Origin of the sequence: Clostridium sp. MCC344 (assembly GCF_018785365.1) — a bacterium.
In the GTDB taxonomy this organism is placed as follows: domain Bacteria; phylum Bacillota; class Clostridia; order Lachnospirales; family Lachnospiraceae; genus Pilosibacter.
This window is the reverse complement of sequence record NZ_WQPQ01000001.1, coordinates 31,235-53,103: the sequence shown is the minus strand read 5'-3', so window position 1 is coordinate 53,103 and position 21,869 is coordinate 31,235. Positions and strand designations below refer to the sequence as shown.

At 46.7% G+C, this 21,869-nt stretch carries 30 protein-coding genes; 2 read left to right on the top strand and 28 right to left on the bottom strand.

The window, feature by feature from the left end:
- Positions 1-5 precede the first annotated feature (5 nt).
- Both GPK90_RS00370 and GPK90_RS00365 read right to left on the bottom strand, forming a co-directional pair.
- Positions 6-950, bottom strand: coding sequence for an arginase family protein (locus GPK90_RS00370; protein ID WP_118298704.1), 945 nt, complete (start codon positions 948-950; stop codon positions 6-8).
- Between the two features lie 15 nt (positions 951-965).
- Entirely contained in the window at positions 966-2,333 is a 1,368-nt protein-coding gene (locus GPK90_RS00365; protein WP_215701837.1) for a sodium/glutamate symporter family protein, read from the bottom strand.
- Positions 2,334-2,523: 190 nt separating this feature from the next.
- Between GPK90_RS00365 and GPK90_RS00360 the strand changes: the two genes are divergently transcribed.
- On the top strand, positions 2,524-3,297 hold the full coding sequence (locus GPK90_RS00360; protein ID WP_215701836.1) for an IclR family transcriptional regulator: 774 nt from the start codon (positions 2,524-2,526) through the stop codon (positions 3,295-3,297).
- Between the two features lie 56 nt (positions 3,298-3,353).
- Here the strand turns inward: GPK90_RS00360 and fliB are convergent, their stop codons facing one another.
- From fliB to GPK90_RS00330, 6 genes are all read right to left on the bottom strand, one after another.
- Positions 3,354-4,643 (bottom strand): flagellin lysine-N-methylase, encoded by a 1,290-nt coding sequence (gene fliB, locus GPK90_RS00355; protein ID WP_215701835.1) that lies wholly within the window; start codon positions 4,641-4,643, stop codon positions 3,354-3,356.
- The gene (tsaB, locus tag GPK90_RS00350) at positions 4,640-5,347 is read right to left on the bottom strand and encodes a tRNA (adenosine(37)-N6)-threonylcarbamoyltransferase complex dimerization subunit type 1 TsaB (RefSeq protein ID WP_215701834.1); all 708 of its coding nucleotides are present in this window, start codon (positions 5,345-5,347) and stop codon (positions 4,640-4,642) included. Before tsaB ends, fliB begins: the two co-directional genes overlap by 4 nt.
- Complete coding sequence (tsaE, locus tag GPK90_RS00345; protein ID WP_021905508.1) at positions 5,348-5,773, bottom strand: tRNA (adenosine(37)-N6)-threonylcarbamoyltransferase complex ATPase subunit type 1 TsaE; 426 nt, start codon at positions 5,771-5,773, stop codon at positions 5,348-5,350. It abuts the gene before it with no gap.
- Positions 5,770-6,264: a YcxB family protein gene (locus GPK90_RS00340; protein ID WP_021905509.1), complete on the bottom strand. Its 495-nt coding sequence runs from the start codon at positions 6,262-6,264 to the stop codon at positions 5,770-5,772. Before GPK90_RS00340 ends, tsaE begins: the two co-directional genes overlap by 4 nt.
- Entirely contained in the window at positions 6,261-7,451 is a 1,191-nt protein-coding gene (locus GPK90_RS00335; protein WP_215701833.1) for a MalY/PatB family protein, read from the bottom strand. Before GPK90_RS00335 ends, GPK90_RS00340 begins: the two co-directional genes overlap by 4 nt.
- A gap of 191 nt (positions 7,452-7,642) precedes the next feature.
- A complete protein-coding gene (locus tag GPK90_RS00330) occupies positions 7,643-9,793 on the bottom strand; it encodes a Tex family protein (protein WP_215701832.1) in 2,151 nt (716 codons plus the stop codon).
- A gap of 196 nt (positions 9,794-9,989) precedes the next feature.
- On the opposite strand from GPK90_RS00330, the gene GPK90_RS00325 reads away from it, so the two are divergent.
- Positions 9,990-10,733, top strand: coding sequence for a DUF4190 domain-containing protein (locus tag GPK90_RS00325; protein WP_215701831.1), 744 nt, complete (start codon positions 9,990-9,992; stop codon positions 10,731-10,733).
- Positions 10,734-10,932: 199 nt separating this feature from the next.
- On the opposite strand, the gene GPK90_RS00320 is transcribed toward GPK90_RS00325, so the two are convergent.
- From GPK90_RS00320 to rplX, 20 genes are all read right to left on the bottom strand, one after another.
- On the bottom strand, positions 10,933-11,469 hold the full coding sequence (locus GPK90_RS00320; protein WP_118532559.1) for a bL17 family ribosomal protein: 537 nt from the start codon (positions 11,467-11,469) through the stop codon (positions 10,933-10,935).
- A 144-nt stretch (positions 11,470-11,613) separates the two neighbouring features.
- Entirely contained in the window at positions 11,614-12,576 is a 963-nt protein-coding gene (locus GPK90_RS00315; protein ID WP_118298697.1) for a DNA-directed RNA polymerase subunit alpha, read from the bottom strand.
- A 110-nt stretch (positions 12,577-12,686) separates the two neighbouring features.
- The gene (gene rpsD, locus GPK90_RS00310; RefSeq protein ID WP_015553822.1) at positions 12,687-13,280 is read right to left on the bottom strand and encodes a 30S ribosomal protein S4; all 594 of its coding nucleotides are present in this window, start codon (positions 13,278-13,280) and stop codon (positions 12,687-12,689) included.
- Positions 13,281-13,295: 15 nt separating this feature from the next.
- A complete protein-coding gene (gene rpsK / locus GPK90_RS00305; RefSeq protein WP_015553823.1) occupies positions 13,296-13,697 on the bottom strand; it encodes a 30S ribosomal protein S11 in 402 nt (133 codons plus the stop codon).
- 87 nt (positions 13,698-13,784) lie between these two features.
- Positions 13,785-14,153 carry a 30S ribosomal protein S13 gene (rpsM, locus tag GPK90_RS00300; protein ID WP_015553824.1) on the bottom strand — a complete coding sequence of 123 codons (369 nt, stop codon included), beginning with the start codon at positions 14,151-14,153 and terminating at the stop codon, positions 13,785-13,787.
- Positions 14,154-14,262: 109 nt separating this feature from the next.
- Entirely contained in the window at positions 14,263-14,376 is a 114-nt protein-coding gene (rpmJ, locus tag GPK90_RS00295; protein WP_003022746.1) for a 50S ribosomal protein L36, read from the bottom strand.
- Between the two features lie 232 nt (positions 14,377-14,608).
- Positions 14,609-14,827, bottom strand: a complete 219-nt coding sequence (gene infA, locus GPK90_RS00290; RefSeq protein WP_015553825.1) for a translation initiation factor IF-1 — start codon at positions 14,825-14,827, stop codon at positions 14,609-14,611.
- A gap of 5 nt (positions 14,828-14,832) precedes the next feature.
- Positions 14,833-15,006 carry a KOW domain-containing RNA-binding protein gene (locus GPK90_RS00285; RefSeq protein WP_182426560.1) on the bottom strand — a complete coding sequence of 58 codons (174 nt, stop codon included), beginning with the start codon at positions 15,004-15,006 and terminating at the stop codon, positions 14,833-14,835.
- 10 nt (positions 15,007-15,016) lie between these two features.
- A complete protein-coding gene (gene map, locus GPK90_RS00280) occupies positions 15,017-15,781 on the bottom strand; it encodes a type I methionyl aminopeptidase (protein ID WP_118532557.1) in 765 nt (254 codons plus the stop codon).
- Positions 15,782-15,785: 4 nt separating this feature from the next.
- The gene (locus GPK90_RS00275) at positions 15,786-16,430 is read right to left on the bottom strand and encodes an adenylate kinase (RefSeq protein ID WP_215701830.1); all 645 of its coding nucleotides are present in this window, start codon (positions 16,428-16,430) and stop codon (positions 15,786-15,788) included.
- A gap of 107 nt (positions 16,431-16,537) precedes the next feature.
- Positions 16,538-17,860, bottom strand: a complete 1,323-nt coding sequence (secY, locus tag GPK90_RS00270) for a preprotein translocase subunit SecY (protein ID WP_215701829.1) — start codon at positions 17,858-17,860, stop codon at positions 16,538-16,540.
- A gap of 1 nt (position 17,861) precedes the next feature.
- Positions 17,862-18,302 carry a 50S ribosomal protein L15 gene (gene rplO, locus GPK90_RS00265; RefSeq protein WP_118298693.1) on the bottom strand — a complete coding sequence of 147 codons (441 nt, stop codon included), beginning with the start codon at positions 18,300-18,302 and terminating at the stop codon, positions 17,862-17,864.
- Positions 18,303-18,327: 25 nt separating this feature from the next.
- On the bottom strand, positions 18,328-18,510 hold the full coding sequence (gene rpmD, locus GPK90_RS00260; protein WP_015553830.1) for a 50S ribosomal protein L30: 183 nt from the start codon (positions 18,508-18,510) through the stop codon (positions 18,328-18,330).
- Positions 18,511-18,525: 15 nt separating this feature from the next.
- Positions 18,526-19,035 carry a 30S ribosomal protein S5 gene (gene rpsE / locus GPK90_RS00255; protein WP_118321375.1) on the bottom strand — a complete coding sequence of 170 codons (510 nt, stop codon included), beginning with the start codon at positions 19,033-19,035 and terminating at the stop codon, positions 18,526-18,528.
- Positions 19,036-19,053: 18 nt separating this feature from the next.
- A complete protein-coding gene (gene rplR, locus GPK90_RS00250) occupies positions 19,054-19,422 on the bottom strand; it encodes a 50S ribosomal protein L18 (protein ID WP_015553832.1) in 369 nt (122 codons plus the stop codon).
- A gap of 18 nt (positions 19,423-19,440) precedes the next feature.
- On the bottom strand, positions 19,441-19,983 hold the full coding sequence (rplF, locus tag GPK90_RS00245; RefSeq protein WP_015553833.1) for a 50S ribosomal protein L6: 543 nt from the start codon (positions 19,981-19,983) through the stop codon (positions 19,441-19,443).
- A 160-nt stretch (positions 19,984-20,143) separates the two neighbouring features.
- Positions 20,144-20,545 carry a 30S ribosomal protein S8 gene (gene rpsH / locus GPK90_RS00240; RefSeq protein WP_015553834.1) on the bottom strand — a complete coding sequence of 134 codons (402 nt, stop codon included), beginning with the start codon at positions 20,543-20,545 and terminating at the stop codon, positions 20,144-20,146.
- A gap of 251 nt (positions 20,546-20,796) precedes the next feature.
- Positions 20,797-20,982: a type Z 30S ribosomal protein S14 gene (locus GPK90_RS00235; RefSeq protein WP_008396318.1), complete on the bottom strand. Its 186-nt coding sequence runs from the start codon at positions 20,980-20,982 to the stop codon at positions 20,797-20,799.
- Between the two features lie 15 nt (positions 20,983-20,997).
- Complete coding sequence (rplE, locus tag GPK90_RS00230; RefSeq protein WP_118532551.1) at positions 20,998-21,537, bottom strand: 50S ribosomal protein L5; 540 nt, start codon at positions 21,535-21,537, stop codon at positions 20,998-21,000.
- A 23-nt stretch (positions 21,538-21,560) separates the two neighbouring features.
- Entirely contained in the window at positions 21,561-21,866 is a 306-nt protein-coding gene (gene rplX / locus GPK90_RS00225; protein ID WP_215701828.1) for a 50S ribosomal protein L24, read from the bottom strand.
- Positions 21,867-21,869: the final 3 nt, after the last annotated feature.

The window sequence follows — 21,869 nt, the reverse complement described above, 5'->3', positions numbered from 1 at the left end:
TATTTTTATACAAGATCCGGCAGCTGTTTCCAGGATGTCAATCCTGCCTCTAAAATTTCTTTTCCACTGCTATAGGTCTTTTCTCCTCCCATATCGTACCGGTCAAAATCCACGCAAAATAATGAAAATGCGATCACTTTCCCTGTTTCCATCACGATCTGTACATTCTGTTTCACGGTCTCTAAGCTATGTCCGTCCGGAACATATTTCGCATAAGCTGGAATCCATTCAGCTGCAAGAATATCTGCATCCACAGACAAATATAAAAGATCTGTCTGATCCGCAAGTTTTTGTATTTCTTCTTTCCATTTTTCCGGATCATCAAATATTTCTCCAGAAACTTTTTTACTACCAGCATTTTTCAGATTCTCATCAAATTCCGGGATGTTCATTCGACCATCACTAACCAGGATATGCTCTCCTGCAATCGGGACTGTTAAACCACAAACTTTTTTTCTATAATCTTCAGCTGTCTGTCCCACCATGACAGAAACAGGAACGCCAACCAATCTGATATCTAACGATTCTGTAGTTTCTGCAATTCGATTGTCTGCATGAGCATCGATCCATATCACTCCGATTTTCTTATCCGGACCAACTGCACGTTCAATTCCTCCGGCAATCGCAGGCGCATGCGCGCAGTATCCACTGGACATCAGAATTCCGTTTCCTTCTTTTATTTCTTTGCAAACCAAATCCGAAAGATTTTTCAATACTCCTTCATAGGGCTCACATTTTTCCCTTCTTTCAAAGTCTGTTTTGAAGACTTTATAATCAACTCCCGCTTTTTGGTAAGTTCCAGACTCTTTATAATAAGTAGTATCCCTTGGATCTCTGTACTCCCGTATCGATGACAGGATCCGTTTTCTTTCTTTGGTGCTCGTATCGAATCTCCATTCGTTATAGCAATATTCATTTTCGATAATTGATAATCCATTTAGTTTTCTCATATTTCTAATCCCACCTTACCCCTTCTTTTTCAGATTGACAAGACATAAAGCTACCATAAAAATAACCGCATGAATTACCGTAAAGATCATCGCTGCCATCGCTCCGCGTTTCACAACAAATGGGAACAGAATTGCGAGCATTGCAACACAATAAAATGTATTGATTGAATATGCAATAGAGAAATCTCCCATTGCCTCTGACTTGAAGTCCGGATCGACCATTCTCGTTAATAAAACGCCGGTAATAAAATCACCAGTGAGCATTCCCAACGGTCCCATCGATTTTTCGATCCAGTCTTTGCTCAGATACATTTTATCAAGGAATAAAAGTACACTCACTGTCACAACAAATCCTAAAACAGAAGTTGTAAGCAGCGGCAGCCAATATTCAGCGATCATTTCGATCGGCATACTGAAAATAGCCGCTGTTACAATAAAATCTGTGACACATCCCTGAATTCTGCTTTTTATATTTGCATCAAAATACTGTTCGCAATTTAACTTGCGCACTGCAAACCAGATCACATACATCGACATTAACATCCAGAACCATGAGCTTAAATACGTCAGACCAGGGATTTGATACTTATTGATCATGTAGTTAATGACATATCCAGCACCAACAGAGAGGAAAATAAGTGCTAAATGCAGTCCAAGTGTATCAATGCTTCCTCCTGCAGTTGTAATGCGGCCTGCTGAAGGACATTCATCTACTGTACTGTATAATCCTGTTTTCATCTCTTTCGGAAGCGCACCTGGATCTTTGACATAATTGGTTAATCCTTTTCTGGAGACGATATTGATTACCGTGATTCCGATCATGATTCCACCGACCATACCGATCGTAGAAAACGTCATCGCCATACCCTGGGCAACTTCCCAATAGTCCTGACCAAGATTCTGCAGGATTCCTCCGACTGTAGCCGCTGTTCCATGTCCTCCGCAAAAGCCGAGCATCATTTCCAGTCCATATCCGGAGTACATCTCAAGACCAAGCTTTGTAAAAACAATATTGGTTAGAAATCCAATTGCAAATTGTAACGCACTGATCAAAGAAATGATAATTCCCAGCTTGATTGCATCGATCCGTTGAAACAATTCACCCTTTTTTAATTTCTGACTGCACATCGGTAATGCCGCAATGATCAGTGCAAAAAAACGACCTGGCATATTAGAGGCAGTTGTCATGATCTCGTCTGAAATCGGCAACACTCCCAGCATTCTCGGCCCTAAAATCAGTCCGATAATCCCGCCGATCACACAAGCCGGAAGAAAAAGGTTTTGAAACAAACTAACTTTTGCACGCAAAAAAGTGCCAATCAACAGCAAGGTACCAACTAATGCCATTGTTTTCAATAATACATCAATCTGTGATCCTGTCATAATCTTCCTCCTTTATTAGTTGCTTTGTGTTTTATAATATAAAACCAGGTTTTATAATTGAGCTCATTTTTATTATAAGAACACTTTTTCTGTCTGTCAAATATTTTTTCACAATAGGAACTTATTTTTTATTATGTTTTATATTGTAAAACATTCTGTGATATGTTATGATTAATCCGGAGGTATTCTTATGGATAATTTGGAAAAAAACGTAAAAACAATTCAGTCGGTTCATCGCGCTCTTGATATCCTGGAATTCGCAGTTTTCAGTGGGAATGGTCAAAAGCTTTCAACAATTACCGAACATTGTCATCTCAATAAAACAACTGCTTTTCATTTGATTAAAACCCTGGAAGCACGCGGGTATCTGGAACAAAGCCCTGATACGCTTTCATATAAAACAGGCGGAAAGGTCTTCGAACTCGCATCAAAGGCATATCAGAATATTAATCTCACCACCATTTGCCAGCCATACCTTGAGCAATTGGTTTCCGAGTTTAATGAAACGGTCGGAGTCTATCACTACTCAAAAATCAATGGTCTCACTCAGGTTCTATGTACCAGCTACGTTGAATCCACTCATCCAGTGCGTGTTTCTGTTGCTGTCGGAAAATGGCTTCCTTTGATGCACACTGCTTCTGGCTATATCTTCTTATCCAGTCTTTCCAGTGATGTATTGAAAGAGATTTTGATTTCAGAGGGACATTCTTCACTCAGCGATTCTGATTTTTCCTCATTAAAAGAAAAATTGGAAAAAATACATACTTCCGGAATCTGCCTGGAACAGGAAGAATATGAAGAAGGTGTCGTAAATATAGCTGTTCCAATTTATAAATATACCGGACGTCCGATCGCAGCCATATGTGTAAGTATTCCAGTTCAAAGAGCTCAGGAAGAACTTTTAAATAAGATGACAGAAAAACTCAAAAAAATTTCTCGCGAGATTTCTTCGCTTCCTCTATAGTAAAAAGGTCCATGCAAATATCTGTCTCGATACTTGCATGGACCTTTTCTTAGCTATTAAAACCAACTTTTCGTTTCTATAATCCGCCGGATCCCAAATTCCGGCTGTTTTAATAATTGTTCCAGCAGATCCCTGTTTTCCGCTGAATTTTCTATCTGTCTCACAAAGAGATACGCGGTGCGGGAGAGTGCTGAAATCCGTTCTTTCGCAGATCTTTCTGTGACCATTTCATCATTTTCCAGAGACGTTACAGGCTCTGCATCTTTCCCTCTGCCCTCTCCGGTTCTCTTCCCATACTTCCCGGGATCTCTGAAATACTCCGCCATCTCCAGCTCTTCTGCTGCCACAGCACCGAACACGGCCATCTTCGCTTTCATATAAAGATCCCCATCGTAGAACCCCGGCATCACAAACGAATACAGGAAATAGAACAGGAGCCGTTCCGTACAGACTTCCGCCTCCGGCATATTCCGGCGGAACTCCTGCTGCCGTTCCTCATACCGGCTGCGGCTGTCCTCCGAATGATACAAAAACGTCCTGCTGCGCTCCAAAAGTTCCGGGAATCCGTGTCCGATCGGGGAGAGGGATGCAAACTCGGCGAAAAAATCCGCCATGAGAGAAAAACGCTCTTCCAGGTTATGCATGTCTGCCTTCCCTGGTGTGTATACATCGTTAGTTTTTTTCCAATCTTTTTTCCTGTGATCGGCTTCTTTCAATCTTCCCGGCACGCTTTCTTTCGCCCGCTCCACAAGCGTCTCCACGCCAGCCGTATCTTCTCTTCTCAGTCTTCCCTGCACGTCATGACAAAATGCCAGGATCCGCCTCATGCGAGCCCAAAGTGGCATTCTGCGGTCTCCCGCCATCGCGAACGCCTGCTCCCTGACGGAAAACCAAAGCGCCAGGCGCTCCTCATCGATCCCGTCCGTATTTCCTTTTCGCTCCGGCATGTTCCTCGTGATAAGCCGGAAATTCTCCGACAGGATCAGTCTCGCCGCCTCCGGGCAGGAACATAAAAGCTCCACCTCGTGGATATCTCCAAAATCCTCCACATGTCTCGGATAGCGCCTGCAGGTCCTCGTCATCGCCGCTTCCCCGTATTCTCTGCAGAGATCACAAAGCCCGTCCCCAGCAAGGAACGGGCATCTGTCTCCGTCCGGGATAATGAGACGGCGGCGGACTGATCTTCTCAGGCGCTCTGCCAGCTCACTTTTCCCCTTCCGGAGTTTCTGATATGTTTTTTCCGTCTCCCTGTCCACGGTGATCTCCCATCCGATACAGCAAGTATCCGGACATTCCCCCGCAAGACAGCGAAACTTTTTATAATAACCTGGATAATGAATGATCAAGCGTTCTTTGCCTCTCTCTCCTCACGCTCCCGCTCTGCCTGGGATTTTCTCAGATAGTCCGGCTTATGCTCCATCGCGGTCTCTGTCTTTCCTTCCGCGAAGTAGACAGCGCCCAGAGCGGCCACAGAAGCGGCTCTCTGTCGGTTTACATGGGCCGGGGCAAGATCGTAAGGCACAGTCATTTTTTCCGATATCTGCTTCTCGTAGACCGGCACACCGTCACCTAAGAAGATCACGCGCTCTCCCATTCCATTTAACTTCCCGATCAGCTCGCCCATATCCATCGCATCCTGATCCATCACGGTCTCAAATTTCTTCTCAAAGCGATAGATTCCCGTGTAGACCTGGTTTCTTCTCGCATCCATGATCGGACAGATCAGTCCGGATGCACCGAACAGGTTGTACGCTGTCGCGTCAAGCGTCGGAACATGGATCAGCGGCTTATTTAATGCCAGTCCAAGTCCCTTCGCAGTCGCAGAGCCGATCCTGAGTCCCGTAAAGGATCCCGGACCGCCTGACACCGCGATCGCATCGATCGTGTTCAGATCGATCCCGACAAGTTTTACCATCTCATCGATCATCGGCAGCAGAGTCTGTGAATGGGTCATCTTGAAATCCACCGTATATTCCGCCATCGTGATCCCATCCTCATAGATGGCCGTCGATGCCACCAGTGAGGAGCTCTCAATTCCTAAAATCCGCATCTATTTGTCCTCCACCGTGATCTTTCTGTAATCAAAACCTTTCTCCAGGTTCTTTTCGATCGTGACGGTCTTCACATGTTCCGGCAGGATCTCCTCGATCATGTTGGACCACTCGATGAGCGTCACACCATCCCCGTAGAAGCAGTCTTCGTATCCGACTTCATCCATCTCGCTGATGTCACCGATCCGGTACACATCGAAATGGTACAGCGGCATTCTTCCGCTGTCATACTGCTGGACGATCGTGAAGGTCGGGCTGTTTACCGGCTCCGTGATTCCGAGTCCCTCAGCAAAGCCCTTCGTAAAAACTGTTTTTCCGACGCCAAGATCGCCGTTCAGACAGATCACTTCGCCCGGCTTTGCCTGTTCCCCAAGCATTTTTCCAAAGGCGAAGGTCTCCTCCGGTGCATTTGTTTCCTTTATCATGCCTTTAATCCTTTCGTCTTCTTCGGCGGAAGATTCCGCTTGCAGAAATCAACAAACTCCTGCTTTCTCCCTTCAATGGACCGGAATGGCACAAGATATCCGTTTGTCGGTCCGACCTTGATGATATACATATTCGGGATCCGAACGACTTTCCAGATCTGATCCCATTTCAACTCTCCGGTCACACCGGCCTGTTCGACCCCGATCTGCTCATCCGAAACGTCAAGATTGATCGGCGTTGAATATCCGGTCGTTTTCGCATGCGCCTTTGCCTTCATCCAGATCATGATCGGCTGGACAAACACAAAAAGGATGATACAGCCCAAAAGCATGACTCTCTGCATCACTGCCACCGAGCTCCATGCGTATCCGAGGATCCCGATGACCAGGATCAGAAACACGAATGTAAAGATCCCGGCAAATCCCGAATACGCGCTGTACATGGAGAAATCAAAAATATCTCTCGCTGTCATTTTTACCTGAATTTTCATACCAGTTTTTCCTCTTCAAATGCCGTCCGGATCCGGTTCATACACTCCTCGATGACGCTGCGCGGGGAAGCGACGTTGATGCGCTCAAATCCGCGTCCCTCCTCACCGAAGATATATCCCTCATCCAGAGCGACCTTTGCTTTCTTCTGCATCAGTTCTTCCAGTTTTTTCTCATCCCGGTCAACGTATCCGTTGAGATCAAGCCACGCGAGGTAGGTTCCCTCCGCCTTGACGAGATGAGCCTTCGGAAGATATTTCTTTAAATATTCGTCGATATACGCGAAGTTTCCATCCAGATAGTCCTTCAGCTGCTCCAGCCACTCTTCCCCCTCTGTGTAGGCCGCGATCATCGCCGTCATGCCCAGAGCGGAAGCGCCATCCATGGACAGGCTGCCATTCACATAGTCTTTCCATTTTTTCTGAAGTTCCTTATTGTGGATCACGATATTGGAGGTCTTCATTCCGGCAAGATTGAAGGTCTTGCTCGGCGCCGTGCAGACAACGATCCGGTCCGCATACTCCGGAGCCACATTCATGATCGGTATGAACGTCACGCCACGGCGGATCAGGTCGCAGTGGATCTCATCGCAGATGATCCATTTGTCGTACTTTTTACAGATCTCAACCGTCTTTTTAAGCTCGTCCTCCGTCCAGACACGGCCTGTCGGGTTATGCGGACTGCACACCACGAGAACCTTGTTTGCCGGGTCCTCCATCTTCTTATCGAGATCCTCAAAGTCGATCCGGTAAGCACCGTTCTCATAGATCAGCGCATTGTCCACCGGAATGCGGCCGTTGCTGTTGGCCTTATTCGTAAATGGATAGTAGATTGGGCACTGGAGGACGATCCCGTCCCCCGGTTCCGTGAGGAGGTTGATGAGCGCTGCATAGGCAGCCACAACGCCCGGACAGAAGAACAGATTCTCTCTGCTCTCCTCCCAGCCATAGCGCTTCTTCATCCAGCCTGTCACAGCATCCATGCACTCGTCCGCATCGTACATGGTATAGCCAAAGATCTTCCGGTCGATCCGCTCATGGAGAGCCTTTAAGATCGGTTCTGCGCAGGCAAAGTCCATATCTGCCACCCAGAGGGCGAGGGAATCTTTGTCAGCTCCCTTCGGCAGACGTTCAACTTTCATTGCATGGGTTCCCTTACGGTCGATCACTTCATCAAAATTATACTTCATGACTGACTCCTCCATTTCTTCGGCTCGCCGGAATATTCTCCGTCTGTCCCGTGTATTCCTTTTTATCTGGTTCGTCTCCTTAAAAGCCTTATATCTCTGGCATTCCTACGCTAAAATCAGTTTCTTCCTGCCGCAGGGATTTCAGGACTTTTCCGCCAATTAAATATTCCTTCATATCGACAATTTAGAATTTATTCCTCGTCCAATATCATAGATAAGGAAATTCTTTTCTTCGCCATATCCACTCCGAGAACCTTCACCTCAACGATATCCCCTACGCTGACCGCCTCAAGCGGATGCTTGATGTACTTCTTGGAAAGCTGGGAAATGTGCACAAGACCGTCCTGATGGACACCGATATCTACGAAAGCGCCGAAATCAATGACGTTTCTGACGGTTCCTTTTAAGATCATTCCCGGTTTTAAGTCCTTCATATCGAGGACATCCGTTCTGAGGATCGGTTTCTGCATCTCCTCACGCGGGTCTCTCGCCGGTTTTTCCAGTTCCTTTACGATATCCTTTAAGGTCTCCTCACCAACTTCCAGTTCCTCTGAGAGCTTTTTATAATCCATGATCTTCTTTGAGATCCCGGCAGCTCCGCCTTTTGTGATCTCCTCCGGCTCTACATGGACACGTTTTAACAATTCCATCGCCGCCTTGTAGGACTCTGGATGCACAGACGTTCCGTCAAGTGGATTATCCCCACCGGCAATTCTCATAAATCCGGCGCACTGCTCGAACGCCTTCGGGCCGAGCTTTGCGACCTTTAAGAGCTGGCGGCGGTTTGTGAATGCACCGTTCTCCTCACGGTAAGCGACAATATTTTTCGCGATCGTCTTTGACACGCCGGAGATGTACTCCAAAAGGGATGCCGATGCTGTGTTCAGATCAACTCCAACCTTGTTTACGCAGTCCTCCACAACATTCCCGAGCGCCTCACCGAGGTGTTTCTGGTTCATATCATGCTGATACTGACCGACGCCGATGGCCTTCGGATCGATCTTTACAAGCTCTGCAAGCGGGTCCTGGAGACGTCTCGCGATGGAGACAGCACTTCTCTGACCTACATCAAATTTCGGGAATTCCTCTGTCGCAAGCTTACTGGCAGAATATACGGAAGCTCCCGCCTCGTTTACGATCACATACTGGACGTGTTCCGGGATCTCCTTGATAAACTCCGCGATGATCTGCTCAGACTCTCTGGAAGCAGTTCCGTTTCCGACGGAGATCAGGGAGATCTGATATTTCTCGATCAGCTTCTTTAAGGTCTTTTTCGCGTCCTCGACCTTATTCTGCGGTGCGGTCGGATAGATCACAACGGTATCGAGGACTTTTCCGGTCGCATCAACGACAGCCAGCTTACAGCCGGTACGGAACGCCGGGTCCCATCCAAGAACAACGCGTCCGGCGATCGGAGGCTGCATGAGAAGCTGTTCCAGGTTCTTTCCGAATACCTGGATCGCGCCGTCCTCCGCCTTTTCCGTCATAAGATTTCTGACCTCACGCTCGATCGCCGGAGCGATCAGACGGTTATAGCTGTCCGCGATCACTTCCTGCAGGATCGGAGTTGTCACCGGGTTTTCTCTCGTGATCACCATCTTGTTCAGATAGCGCAGGATTTTCTCCTCCGGAGCCACGATCTTTACAGTCAGGATCTTTTCCTTCTCGCCGCGGTTTAAGGCGAGGATCCTGTGTCCTGCACACTTTCTCACGAGCTCCTCGTGGTGATAGTACATCTCATAGACAGATTCTGTCTTCTCATCCTTTGCCTCGGAGACGATCGATCCCTCTTCCTTCGTCACGTTTCGGATATAGGCGCGGTATTTCGCAACCTCGGAGATCCGCTCCGCGAGGATATCCTTTGCGCCGTCGATCGCTGCTTTCACGTTCGCAACACCTTTTTCCTCTGATACATACGGGGCCGCAAGAGTCTCGATCGGCTCCTTCGCCATCTGCAGCATAATCGTATCGGCAAGCGGCTCAAGTCCTCTTTCCTTTGCAACGCTTGCTCTCGTCTTTCTCTTCGGGCGGAACGGAAGATATAAGTCCTCGACCGCCACCATCGTCTCAGCATCCTCGATCTTTTTCTTCAGATCAGCGGTAAGTTTTCCCTGATCTTCGATCGCCGCGAGGACCTGGGTCTTACGTTCTTCCAGTCCGCGCAGATATTTTAATCGTTCATCCAGGTTCCTTAATACCTCATCGTTTAAGGAACCGGTTACTTCTTTCCGGTATCTGGCAATAAACGGAATCGTGTTTCCCTCGTCGATCAGATTTACGGCTGCCTCGATCTGGCTCCGTTTTACCCCTAATTCCGCTGTCAGTACGCCTAAAATGTCCATGTTGTTTCTCCTTCTGGTTCTTCCCCGGACGGCTCCAGGCTGCCGGAGATGTCAATCTCCATTATAATTCAATCCATCCTCTTATGCAACTTAAATGTGGACATGCGCGGCGTTTCATGTTAAACTATACGGTAACTGTTCCGTGTCATTTTTCCGCGGCGCGGACAAGTTTCACATACATTTAGGAGGAATTTTCATGACAGATTACGACGATCAGAATTCATCTGAATATAAAGACCAAACCACTGAAACAGCTCCTGCAGAACAGACCGGTCAGCAGATTTCATCCCCGGCAGACGGACAGGATACAAACCAGCAGTCCCCGGACAATAGGCAGATGCCTCCTCAGAATAATGGACAGGATCCTTACTGGCAGAACCCAAATAACCAGCAGATCCCTCCTCAGAACAACGGACAGAATCCTTACTGGCAGAACCCAAACAACCAGCAGATCCCTCCTCAGAACAACGGACAGAATCCTTACTGGCAGAACCCAAATAACCAGCAGATCCCTCCTCAGAACAACGGACAGAATCCTTACTGGCAGAACCCAAACAACCAGCAGATCCCTCCTCAGCATAACGGGCAGCCGCCCTACTGGCAGGATCAGCCGCAGCGCCCAAGACGCGAGAAAAACTCATTCGCAGCGATGTCCCTGATCAGCGGTATCTTCGCGATCCTGACGCTCTGCTGTTTCGCATTCCCGGTTGCGATCATCTGCGGAGTCGGCGCGATCTGTTTCGCGATCATCTCCAAACGCGGGCAGGCATTCCGCGGAACAGCCATCGCAGGCATCATTCTCGGTGTGATCGCCATTCTCCTCGGTGTCGGTGAATTCTTTTATGCTCTGACGATCACCAACTTGATGAAGGACCCGGCCAACGCGGCAGCTTTCAACCAGTTCTTTGAACAGTTTCAGCAGCAGTTCGGGATCAATTAATCTTTTGTTTCAAAAGCCGGTTGATCACCTTTTATGGCAATCGAAAAGCCACTGTTCCCTTCCATCGATCACAAAAAGATCGCGGAAGAAGAACAGTGGCTTTCCTTTTTTCCATATGACGCAAAAAAACCGGCAGAACACGCATAAAACGTATTCCACCGGTCTTAAGTTCTGCCGTACGGCTAATTGCTATACAGAATTAAACGAGCTCGATCAGAACTGCCATAGCACCGTCGCCCTTACGCTGACCGATCTTGATGATTCTTGTGTAACCACCGTTACGGGAAGCGTACTTCGGAGCGATCTCGTTGAACAGCTTGTTTGTAAGATCAACTTTCTTTGTGTTTTTCTTCTTACCAGCTGCTGCTGTCGGAACTTCTGTTACGTCATAAAGAGCTTTTACCATCTGTCTTCTTGCATGAAGTCTGGACGGCATGTCCTTCTTGATTTCCTTCTCAACTTCGTCGTATACAGTAACTTTCTTACCGTCAACAACTTCTTTTACTCTCTTGCCGTTAGCGTCCTTGCGGGCAACTTTAGCAGTAACTTTTACAGTCTCGAAGTTATCTTTCTCTTTTACTGCAAGAGCGATCAGGCTCTCAACGATCTTTCTTACTTCTTTAGCTCTAGCCTCAGTTGTAACGATCTTTCCATGATATAAAAGGTTTGTAGCCTGGATTCTAAGTAATGCTTTTCTCTGACTGGAAGTTCTTCCGAGTTTTCTATAACCTGCCATGATTTAATTCTCCTCCATTTGTGGAACAGCCGCCCACGCATCTTTGGACTTACTGGACTGCCGCCTTTTTCTCCATAATGAGTCGCTCTACGCCCGTCCGTGCTTCTTTGGACTTACCATCCGGGTGTGTATCACAACTAAATTTTACTGTTCGTCACTTGAATTGAGCTGTAAGCCCAGTTCTTTTAACTTTGCAAGTACTTCCTCGAGGGACTTACGACCAAGGTTTCTAACCTTCATCATATCCTCAGATGTACGGCTGCAAAGCTCTTCAACGGTATTGATACCGGCTCTCTTGAGACAGTTGTAGGAACGAACGGATAACTCCAGCTCGTCAATGTTCATCTCAAGAACTTTCTCTTTCTCGTTGTTCTCCTTTTCAACCATAACCTCTGCAGTCTTTGCATTCTCAGAGAGGTCGATGAAGAGATTCAGATGCTCGCTTAAAACTTTAGCAGCAAGGCTGACTGCCTCGTCCGGATCAAGTGTTCCGTTTGTGTAGATCTCAAGTGTGAGCTTATCGTAGTCTGTCTGCTGACCAACACGGGTGTTCTCAACGGACATGTTGACACGCTCAACCGGTGTGTAAATGGAATCTACAGCGAGAACTCCGATCGGAAGATCGTCGCTCTTGTTCTTATCAGCGCTCACGTAGCCACGGCCGTTGGTGATCGTAAGTTCCATGTAGAACTTGCTGTCTGCACCGCCGCTTAATGTTGCGATCACCTGATCCGGGTTGAGGATCTCGATGTCAGCATCTGTCTGAATGTCAGATGCGTGGATCACGCCCTCGCCCTCGAACTCGATGTACGCAGTCTTCGGCTCGTTTGTATCGCTGTTGTTCTTAATTGCTAAGCTCTTGATGTTCATGATGATCTCAGTTACATCTTCCTTAACGCCGGAGATGGAGCTGAACTCATGAAGTACACCATCAATTTTCACCTGGCTGACAGCAGAACCCGGTAAAGAAGAAAGCATGATTCTTCTCAGGGAATTTCCCAGAGTTGTGCCGTAACCCCTCTCAAGCGGTTCTACGACAAACTTTCCGTATCTTTTATCTTCGGAAATCTCAGCAATCTCAATGTTTGGTTTCTCAAAATCGAACACAAAAAGCCCCTCCTTTTGGGTATGCTTTGACAAATGCCACGGAGCATTTTAGAACACAAAGCATCCGGCCGAAAAATGGCCAGATACTTTGTAAAAACGGCTCCGGTGAATTATTTGGAGTATAACTCGACGATGAGCATCTCGTTTACAGGAACGTCGATTTCTTCTCTTGTCGGAAGAGTTTTGATCTCGCCCTTTAAGTTCTCATGGTCAGACTCTAACCATGCCGGAACAAGACGGCCAGCTGTGGTCTCGAGAACCAGCTTGTAGTGGTTGTCGCCTTTGTTCTTTTCTCTGATCTCAACAACATCGCCAGCCTTTACAAGGTAGGACGGGATGTTTACGCACTTACCGTTTACAAGAACGTGCTTGTGGTCAACGATCTGTCTGGCTTCCTTTCTTGTTCTTGCGAAACCAAGACGGAAGATAACGTTGTCAAGTCTGCGCTCAAGAAGGATCATAAGGTTTTCACCTGTCTGTCCGTTTAAACGCTCAGCCTTATCGTAGTAGTTACGGAACGGCTTCTCCAGAACGCCATAGATGAACTTAGCTTTCTGTTTTTCTCTTAACTGAAGACCATACTCACTGATCTTCTTGTTTGCTCTCTTAGATTCTCTGTTGGATTTTTTATCTATTCCTAAATAAATGGGATCAAGGTCAAGGGATCTGCATCTTTTAAGAACAGGAACTCTATCAACTGCCATTTTATTTCCTCCTAATTAGACTCTTCTACGCTTTGGCGGACGGCATCCGTTGTGCGGAACCGGTGTTACGTCCTTAATGCTTGTTACTTCAAGACCACATGCCTGAAGGGCACGGATAGCAGCCTCACGGCCTGATCCCGGTCCTTTAACCATAACGTCTACGGATTTTAAACCATGTACAAGAGCTGCCTTAGTTGCAGTTTCTGCAGCCATCTGTGCTGCATATGGAGTAGATTTCCTTGAACCTCTAAATCCCAGACCGCCTGCACTTGCCCAAGATAAGGCATTACCCTGTGCATCTGTTAATGTCACGATTGTGTTGTTAAAAGATGACTGGATGTGCGCCTGTCCGCGTTCAACGTTTTTCTTTACACGCTTTTTTGTCACTTTTTTAGCAGTGGACACTTTTTTAGCCATTTTAAACTAACCTACTTTCTCATTTACTGAACCCTGTTTCCTGTCTTTAAAACATGCAACGTGATTCATAACATTTGTTACTGATTATTATTTCTTCTTGTTTGCAACAGTCTTTCTCGGACCCTTGCATGTTCTTGCGTTTGTCTTGGTCTTCTGACCACGGCAAGGAAGACTCTTTCTGTGACGAATACCTCTGTAGCATCCGATCTCCTGAAGTCTCTTGATGTTTAAAGCGATCTCACGACGTAAGTCACCTTCAACAGTCTGAGTCTCAGCGATTACTGCTGCAATGTTCTTTACTTCGTCATCGGTTAAATCCTTTACACGAGTGTCAGGATTTACACCAGCCGCAGCAAGAATACGGTCTGCACTTGCTCTACCGATACCGTAGATATAAGTTAAGCCGATTTCGACACGTTTTTCCCTTGGTAAATCAACACCTGAAATACGAGCCATGAGTGGTACCTCCATTTAAATATTGTAGAAATAGTTATTGCCGACACGACAACGCACTCTCGCGTTTCATGTCAAAGCCGCGCGAAAAAATACAGGCAAATATGCGGCATCAGCCCTGTCTCTGTTTGTGCTTAGGATTTTCACAGATAATTCTGATACTGCCTTTTCTCTTAATAACCTTGCACTTCTCGCAAATCGGTTTTACTGATGATCTTACTTTCACAGTAATTCTCCTTTCCTTCGTAGTCCGCTTCCCTTACTGCCGGAAACACACCGATTCCGTGCCATCTGGAAACGGCATTACGGGTTGCTATACCTGTATAAAAAGCACCTGAAAATGGGCATAATACAAGCGTTCCAACAAAGTTCGCTTGAGCATTATAACACTTCCTTACAGGAAAATCAAGCATTTTTGCTGGTTTTCTTCAACTTTTTTCTGCCCGTCCTCAAAGATACTATTTATCTCTCCAAATGATACGTCCCTTGGATAAATCGTATGGGGACATCTCTAATGTTACCTTGTCTCCCGGAAGAATACGGATGTAGTTCATACGCAGTTTTCCGCTGATGGTTGCTAAAACCTTGTGGCCATTTTCAAGTTCAACCTGGAACATGGCATTCGGCAGTTTCTCTACAACAACGCCTTCGATCTCGATTACGTCAGCCTTAGACATAAAATTTACCTCCTGTTTGCTTTCTTAATGATCTGGACATGTTTTTTATTTTTCCGGAGGACCCGGCCGTTCTCTGCAAGCAGAGAAACGTATGTTCCAAGGTCCTCCGTTATGACATAGATTTTATCCTTGTCATTTCCGGCAAGTGATCTCGCCAGGAATCCCGGGGTCATCTCCATGCGGGGCCTCCTATTCAAGGCCCGGACGCAGGGAGAGGATCTCCGGCTCGCCCTCGGTGATGAGGATCGTATTCTCATAGTGAGCGGACAGGGCATGATCTGCTGTAACAACGGTCCAGTCATCGTCCATCCAGATTACATCCGGTGTACCTGCATTGATCATCGGCTCGATCGCCAGTGTCATGCCCGGCTGCAGAAGGATCCCCTTTCTCTTCGTTGCGAAGTTCGGGACCTCCGGATCTTCATGAAGGTGGGTACCAATTCCATGTCCAACCAGCTCGCGGACAACGCCATAGCCGAATTTCTCGGCATATGCCTGGATTGCCGTGGAGATGTCATTCAGATGATTGCCTGCTTTTGCAAATTTAATACCTTCGTAAAAGCACTGTTTTGTCACATCCATCAGTTTCTGTGCTTCCGGGGAGACGTTTCCTACTGCCCAGGTGCGGGCTGCGTCGGAATGGTATCCTTTATAGATCGTTCCCGCGTCAAGGCTGACGATATCGCCTTCCTTTAAAATGCGGTGCTTATTCGGGATACCATGTACGATCTCATCGTTTACGGACACGCAGATGGATGCCGGATATCCATTATAATTCTTAAAGGACGGAATGCATCCATGGCTGCGGATCAGGCGCTCTCCCAGCTTGTCGATGTCCATCGTGGACATTCCCGGATGAACGGCTGCATGCAGCTCCTCGTGTACCTGCGCCAGAATTTCTCCGGCTTTTCGCATCAGTTCGATCTCTCTCGGCGATTTAATTGTTACTGCCATTCTTTTAAGCTCCTAAAATCTTTGTGATAGCCTCAAATACCTGTTCCATATTCTGTGTTCCGTCTACAGTGTAGAGAACGTGCCTATCCGCATAGAAGCTGATGAGCAGACGTGTCTGCTCATGGTAAACAGCCAGACGTTTTGTAACAGTCTCCGGCTTATCATCATCTCTTAAGACGAGTTCAGCGCCGCACTTATCGCAGATGCCTTCCTTCTTCGGAGCAGCATATACGATGTGATAGGTCATTCCGCACTTTACGCATGCACGGCGGCCTGCCATACGGGTAACGATCTTCTCATCCGGTACGTCGACATCGATCGCGAAATCGATCGCCTCTCCCTTTTTCGCAAGAGCCTCTGTGAGAGCCTCTGCCTGCGGGATCGTACGTGGGAATCCATCGAGGATGTATCCCTCTTTGCAGTCCGGCTGGCTGATCCTGTCCATAACAAGGTCAACAGTCAGTTCATCCGGAACAAGAAGTCCCTGGTCCATGAATGCTTTCGCTTTCTTTCCAAGTTCTGTTCCGTTCTTGATATTAGCCCGGAAGATATCTCCGGTAGAAATGTGCGGGATTCCGTACTTTTCCGCGATTCTCTGTGCCTGGGTTCCTTTTCCGGCACCCGGCGCGCCCAACATAATGATCTTCATAATTGTTATTTCCTCCACTCGTCCTAAAAAACCGAAAAAGCGGGCGAAAAGCATCTTTCCGCCCGCTCCGATTTTCAGCACGCAGCTGCTGCTATTTCTCTGTCAAATCAGTCATTTAAGAATCCCTTGTAATTTCTTACAAGCATTAAAGACTCCACAGCCTTGATCGTCTCGAGGATAACACCTGCAATAATGATCAGGGATGTGCCGCCGAAGGAAAGATTACCAACGGAGAAGAGACCGGATGCGACGATCGGGATAATGCACACGATCACCAGACCGCAGGCTCCAATAAATACAATATAGTTTAAGATATTGTTAAGGTAGTCCGAAGTTGGCTTACCTGGGCGGATGCCCGGGATAAAGCCGCCGGATTTCTTCATATTATTAGCAACTTCCAGCGGGTTAAACGTAATGGACGTATAGAAATACGCGAACAGTACGACTAATACGATATATACGAGCAAACCAATGGAGTAAGCCGGAGCTTCCGGTTTAAACCAGTTGGATGAGCTCAGCGCTAACAGGATCTTTCCACCGATGGTTGAATAATCTACGTGGAAGAACTGAGCGATCATGACCGGCATGGACATGATGGAAGAAGCAAAGATGACCGGAATAACGTTTGCGGTGTTTACCTTCAACGGAATGTAGGTAGACTGTCCGCCGATCATTCTGCGGCCCTGCATCTTCTTGCTGTACTGTACCGGAATTCTGCGCTCCGCATCATTTAAGATGATAACGAAGACAAAGATCGCAATGATGATCGCCAGTACAATAATGCATGCTACTGTTGCAACTGCAACTGATTTGCCTGCCATAAATCGCTCATATAATGTCATCATATCCTGTGGAGTACCAGATACGATATTGATCAGAAGTACGATGGAAATACCGTTTCCGACTCCATTGTCTGTAATCCTCTCGCCAATCCACATCAGAAGAGCGGAACCTGCGGTCATAGCTGCTACAACCGTGAGGTATCCCCAGACATTGCGGTGATCTTCGAGAAGAAGTCCTTTACCGCCAAGGCCAACTGCCATTGCACAGGACTCGAAAAGAGCCAGGCCAACGGTAAGATATCTGGTGTACTCTGCGATCTTCTTTCTTCCGTCCTCACCATCCTTCTGCATTTCCTCAAGTTTCGGAATTGCAATGGTAAGCAACTGCATGATGATGGACGATGTGATATACGGGGTGATGCTCAGCGCAAAGATCGACATGGAGGAGAAAGATCCTCCTGTGATCGCATTGAAAAATCCCATTCCAGATGACTGGAGATTGGAAAAGAAATCATGCAGATAGCTGGGATCAACGCCCGGAATCGGAAGACAACAGCCGATTCGGATGACTACAAGCATCATGAAGGTGTAAAGAAGTCTGTCGCGGACTTCTTTCACCTTAAATGCCTTCTGTAAGGATTTTAGCATATTAGATCACCTCGCAGGTTCCACCTACTGCCTCAATTTTAGCTTTTGCGCCTTCACTGAAAGCATTGGCTTTAACGACAAGTTTCTTTGTTAACTCTCCGTTACCAAGAATCTTAACGCCGTCCTGCGGGTTTTTGATCACACCTGTCTCCAGTAATGTCTCAACGGATACTACGGAGTCATTCTCAAATCTCTCTAATGCGCTTACATTAATTCCAACGATCTCCTTGGAGTTGATGTTTGTAAATCCTCTCTTCGGAAGACGTCTGTATAACGGCATCTGGCCGCCCTCGAAACCAGGTCTCGGTGCGCCGGAACGTGCCTTCTGGCCCTTATGTCCCTTACCAGCTGTCTTACCATTTCCAGAAGCGTGTCCACGACCTCTTCTGAAACTATCACTGTGTTTAGATCCTTCAGCAGGATGTAAATTAGATAAGTTCATCACTGCACCTCCTTACTTATATCTATTAGATCTCTTCAACTTTTACCAGATGTCTGACATTCTGGATCATGCCTCTAACTGCACCATTATCCGGCATCTCAACAGTCTTGTGCATCTTCTTTAAACCAAGTGCCTCGATTGTTGCTCTCTGCTTCGGAACAGCGCCGATAGGGGATTTTACTAATGTGATTTTTAACTTCTCTGCCATTTTATTATCCTCCTATTAGCAAACAACGTCTTCAACAGATTTGCCGCGGTTCTTAGCAACCTCTTCCGGCGTCTTTAATTTTGTAAGACCCTCGATTGTTGCGAGAACTACGTTTGTCTTGTTGTTGGAACCTAAAGACTTTGTACGGATGTTCTTGATGCCTGCAAGCTCTACTACGGAACGAACCGGACCACCAGCGATGATACCAGTACCTTCCGGAGCTCTCTTAAGAAGTACGGAAGCACTTCCGAACTCTCCAAGGAAGTCATGCGGGATACTATTGTTCTCATCCATCGGGATCTCTACAAGGTTCTTCATAGCAGCCTCTTTACCCTTACGGATAGCTTCCGGAACCTCACCTGCTTTACCAAGGCCTGCGCCTACGTGACCATTGCCGTCTCCTACTACTACCAGAGCGGAAAATCTCATGGTACGTCCACCTTTAACAGTCTTGGATACGCGCTTAATGGCAACAACTTTGTCATTTAACTCTAACTGACTTGCGTCAATGATTGTACGCTTCATGCTGTTTTCTCCTCTCTATTAGAATACGAGACCAGCCTCGCGGGCTGCATCTGCTAATGCCTGAATCTTACCCTGATAAATGAAACCGCCTCTATCGAAAACGACCTCTTTGATGCCTTTCTCGATTGCTCTCTTAGCTACTACGGTTCCGATATATGCAGCTGCATCAACGGTATCTGTGTTCTCTAACTCTGCTTTGATCTCTTTCTCAAGAGTAGAAGCAGATACTAAAGTATGTCCAACGGAATCGTCGATGATCTGAGCATACATATGATTATTGCTTCTGAACACTGCTAAACGCGGTCTCTCTGCTGTACCAGCAAAGCGATTGCGTAATCTATAGTGTTTTTTTCTGCGGATTTCGCTTCTTGACTGCTTGCTAACCATTTTTACACTCTCCTTAAATTATTTCTTACCAGTCTTACCAACTTTGCGTCTGATAACCTCATCAGCGTACTTGATACCTTTGCCCTTATACGGCTCCGGTCTTCTCTTCTCTCTGATTTCAGCTGCATACTGGCCGACTTTCTCTTTGCTGATGCCCTTAACGATGATGATGTTCTGTCCATCAAGAACAGTCTCGATACCTTCCGGATCTTCCATCTCTACCGGATGGGAGTAACCAAGGGAAAGTGTGAGCTTCTTGCCCTGCTTCTGAGCTCTGTAACCAACACCGTTTACCTCAAGCTTCTTCTCGTAGCCTTCAGTAACACCCTGGATCATGTTATGGATTAGCGTTCTTGTAAGACCGTGTAAAGATTTCATCTTCTTTAAATCATTCGGTCTTGTTACGACGATGTGTCCATCTTCTTCTTTGATTTCCATCTCTACCGGTAAATCTCTTACCAGTGTTCCCTTCGGACCTTTAACGGTCACATTGTTGTTCTCTGCGATTGTTACAGTTACGCCTGCTGGAATCGCTACCGGCATTCTACCAATACGTGACATGCCTTTTACCTCCTACTTAGATTCTCGGAAAGTGCTTTAACACTCTCTGTTTTCAGTTTCTATGTTATATATAGTCTGAAGTTATCTCCAGACGCACGCAAACTCCGCCCTTCCAGATCTTAAATCCGGCTTTGCAGGCGGGGTGCGATAACATCAATAATTACCAAACGAACGCGAGAACTTCTCCGCCGACACCAAGCTGTCTAGCCTGCTTGTCAGTGATGATTCCCTGGTTTGTGGATACGATAGCGATACCAAGTCCGCCAAGTACCTTCGGCATATCTTCCTTGCCAGCGTATACACGTAAGCCCGGCTTGGAGATCTTCTTGATACCGGAGATGATCTTCTCGTTCTTGTCTGCGCCATACTTTAAGGAGATGCGGATTGTCTGGAATGCACCGTCCTCAACGATGTCATATTTCTTGATGTAGCCTTCTCTTACAAGGATATCAGCGATAGCTAATTTCATCTTGGAAGCCGGAACATCTACTGTATCGTGTTTAGCAGTGTTTGCGTTACGAATTCTTGTAAGCATATCTGCAATCGGATCGCTCATAGTCATGATTATATTTCCTCCTAATGGGTTGTTGGTTTATCACTGTGGTTCGCGAATCATTCGCGCTGCACAGGAATGTTGTTCGGCCTGGGGAAAACAAGTTTTCCGTATAGGCGTTGTTACGATGAATAGGGAAGTTCTTTTCCCTGTGGTCGAAGAACGGGACCAGTCAGCTTGCCAGGCGCTTCACTGCACGGTCAGGCGGGGGAACTCGCCGTTTCCCACCTGACTTCTGACGCCTTTTAAGCAGCTAAATCCTACCAGCTTGCCTTCTTTACGCCCGGGATCTCGCCCTTGTAAGCGAGCTCACGGAAGCAGATACGGCAAATGCCATATTTTCTCAGATATGCATGTGGACGACCACAGATTCTGCAGCGGTTGTATTCTCTTGTGGAGAACTTTGCCGGACGCTGCTGTTTAATCTTCATTGAAGTCTTTGCCATGGTTACTCCTCCTAATTACTTTGCAAACGGCATGTTGAATAATGTTAAAAGTTCACGAGCTTCCTCGTCAGTCTTAGCGGTAGTAACGAAGATGATGTCCATACCTCTAACCTTGTCAACTTTATCATATTCAATTTCCGGGAAAATTAACTGTTCCTTGATGCCGAGTGCGTAGTTACCTCTGCCGTCGAACGCGTTAGCGTTTACGCCGCGGAAGTCACGTACACGCGGAAGAGCGAGGTTGATCAGACGATCAGCGAACTCGTACATCTTCTCGCCGCGAAGAGTAACTTTGCATCCAATAGCCATGCCCTCTCTGAGTTTGAAGTTTGCGACAGACTTCTTAGCCTTTGTAAGAACTGCCTTCTGACCGGAGATGATCTCAAGGTCACGAACTGCAGAGTCAAGGACTTTCGCGTTGTCTTTTGCTTCGCCTACGCCCATGTTGATAACGATCTTGTCGAGCTTCGGCACTTCCATGATATTCTTATAACCAAATTTCTTGATCATTGCTTCAACGATCTCGTTCTGGTACATTTCTTTTAATCTAGCCAACTTGTGTTTCCTCCTCTCTGCTATTAGTCAATTACTTTACCGGTTGCCTTAGCAACGCGGACTTTCTTACCGTCTTTAACTTCAAAGCCAATTCTTGTAGCTTTTCCGTCAACGAACAGCATTACGTTGGAGATGTCGATCGGAGCTTCCTGATGAACGATTCCGCCATTCTGGTTTGTCTGGCTCGGTTTGGTATGCTTTGTTACCATGTTGCAGCCTTCAACAACAACTTCGTTCTTCTTGCTGTCTACACTCAGAACCTTACCGGTTTTATCTTTATCTTTACCTGCGATGATCTTTACCATATCATCTTTTTTGATTTTATGCATTAT

Bases quoted from the DNA above. Each gene is read 5' to 3' on its own strand.
- GPK90_RS00370 (WP_118298704.1), bottom strand. From the start codon at position 950: ATGAGAAAACTAAATGGATTATCAATTATCGAAAATGAATATTGCTAT.
- GPK90_RS00365 (WP_215701837.1), bottom strand. From the start codon at position 2,333: ATGACAGGATCACAGATTGATGTATTATTGAAAACAATGGCATTAGTT.
- GPK90_RS00360 (WP_215701836.1), top strand. From the start codon at position 2,524: ATGGATAATTTGGAAAAAAACGTAAAAACAATTCAGTCGGTTCATCGC.
- tsaB (WP_215701834.1), bottom strand. From the start codon at position 5,347: ATGCGGATTTTAGGAATTGAGAGCTCCTCACTGGTGGCATCGACGGCC.
- tsaE (WP_021905508.1), bottom strand. From the start codon at position 5,773: ATGATAAAGGAAACAAATGCACCGGAGGAGACCTTCGCCTTTGGAAAA.
- GPK90_RS00340 (WP_021905509.1), bottom strand. From the start codon at position 6,264: ATGAAAATTCAGGTAAAAATGACAGCGAGAGATATTTTTGATTTCTCC.
- GPK90_RS00335 (WP_215701833.1), bottom strand. From the start codon at position 7,451: ATGAAGTATAATTTTGATGAAGTGATCGACCGTAAGGGAACCCATGCA.
- GPK90_RS00330 (WP_215701832.1), bottom strand. From the start codon at position 9,793: ATGGACATTTTAGGCGTACTGACAGCGGAATTAGGGGTAAAACGGAGC.
- GPK90_RS00325 (WP_215701831.1), top strand. From the start codon at position 9,990: ATGACAGATTACGACGATCAGAATTCATCTGAATATAAAGACCAAACC.
- GPK90_RS00320 (WP_118532559.1), bottom strand. From the start codon at position 11,469: ATGGCAGGTTATAGAAAACTCGGAAGAACTTCCAGTCAGAGAAAAGCA.
- rpsD (WP_015553822.1), bottom strand. From the start codon at position 13,280: ATGGCAGTTGATAGAGTTCCTGTTCTTAAAAGATGCAGATCCCTTGAC.
- rpsK (WP_015553823.1), bottom strand. From the start codon at position 13,697: ATGGCTAAAAAAGTGTCCACTGCTAAAAAAGTGACAAAAAAGCGTGTA.
- rpsM (WP_015553824.1), bottom strand. From the start codon at position 14,153: ATGGCTCGTATTTCAGGTGTTGATTTACCAAGGGAAAAACGTGTCGAA.
- infA (WP_015553825.1), bottom strand. From the start codon at position 14,827: ATGTCTAAGGCTGACGTAATCGAGATCGAAGGCGTTGTTGTAGAGAAA.
- GPK90_RS00285 (WP_182426560.1), bottom strand. From the start codon at position 15,006: ATGGAGATGACCCCGGGATTCCTGGCGAGATCACTTGCCGGAAATGAC.
- map (WP_118532557.1), bottom strand. From the start codon at position 15,781: ATGGCAGTAACAATTAAATCGCCGAGAGAGATCGAACTGATGCGAAAA.
- GPK90_RS00275 (WP_215701830.1), bottom strand. From the start codon at position 16,430: ATGAAGATCATTATGTTGGGCGCGCCGGGTGCCGGAAAAGGAACCCAG.
- secY (WP_215701829.1), bottom strand. From the start codon at position 17,860: ATGCTAAAATCCTTACAGAAGGCATTTAAGGTGAAAGAAGTCCGCGAC.
- rplO (WP_118298693.1), bottom strand. From the start codon at position 18,302: ATGAACTTATCTAATTTACATCCTGCTGAAGGATCTAAACACAGTGAT.
- rpmD (WP_015553830.1), bottom strand. From the start codon at position 18,510: ATGGCAGAGAAGTTAAAAATCACATTAGTAAAATCCCCTATCGGCGCT.
- rpsE (WP_118321375.1), bottom strand. From the start codon at position 19,035: ATGAAGCGTACAATCATTGACGCAAGTCAGTTAGAGTTAAATGACAAA.
- rplR (WP_015553832.1), bottom strand. From the start codon at position 19,422: ATGGTTAGCAAGCAGTCAAGAAGCGAAATCCGCAGAAAAAAACACTAT.
- rplF (WP_015553833.1), bottom strand. From the start codon at position 19,983: ATGTCACGTATTGGTAGAATGCCGGTAGCGATTCCAGCAGGCGTAACT.
- rpsH (WP_015553834.1), bottom strand. From the start codon at position 20,545: ATGACTATGAGCGATCCGATTGCAGATATGCTTACAAGAATTCGTAAC.
- GPK90_RS00235 (WP_008396318.1), bottom strand. From the start codon at position 20,982: ATGGCAAAGACTTCAATGAAGATTAAACAGCAGCGTCCGGCAAAGTTC.
- rplX (WP_215701828.1), bottom strand. From the start codon at position 21,866: ATGCATAAAATCAAAAAAGATGATATGGTAAAGATCATCGCAGGTAAA.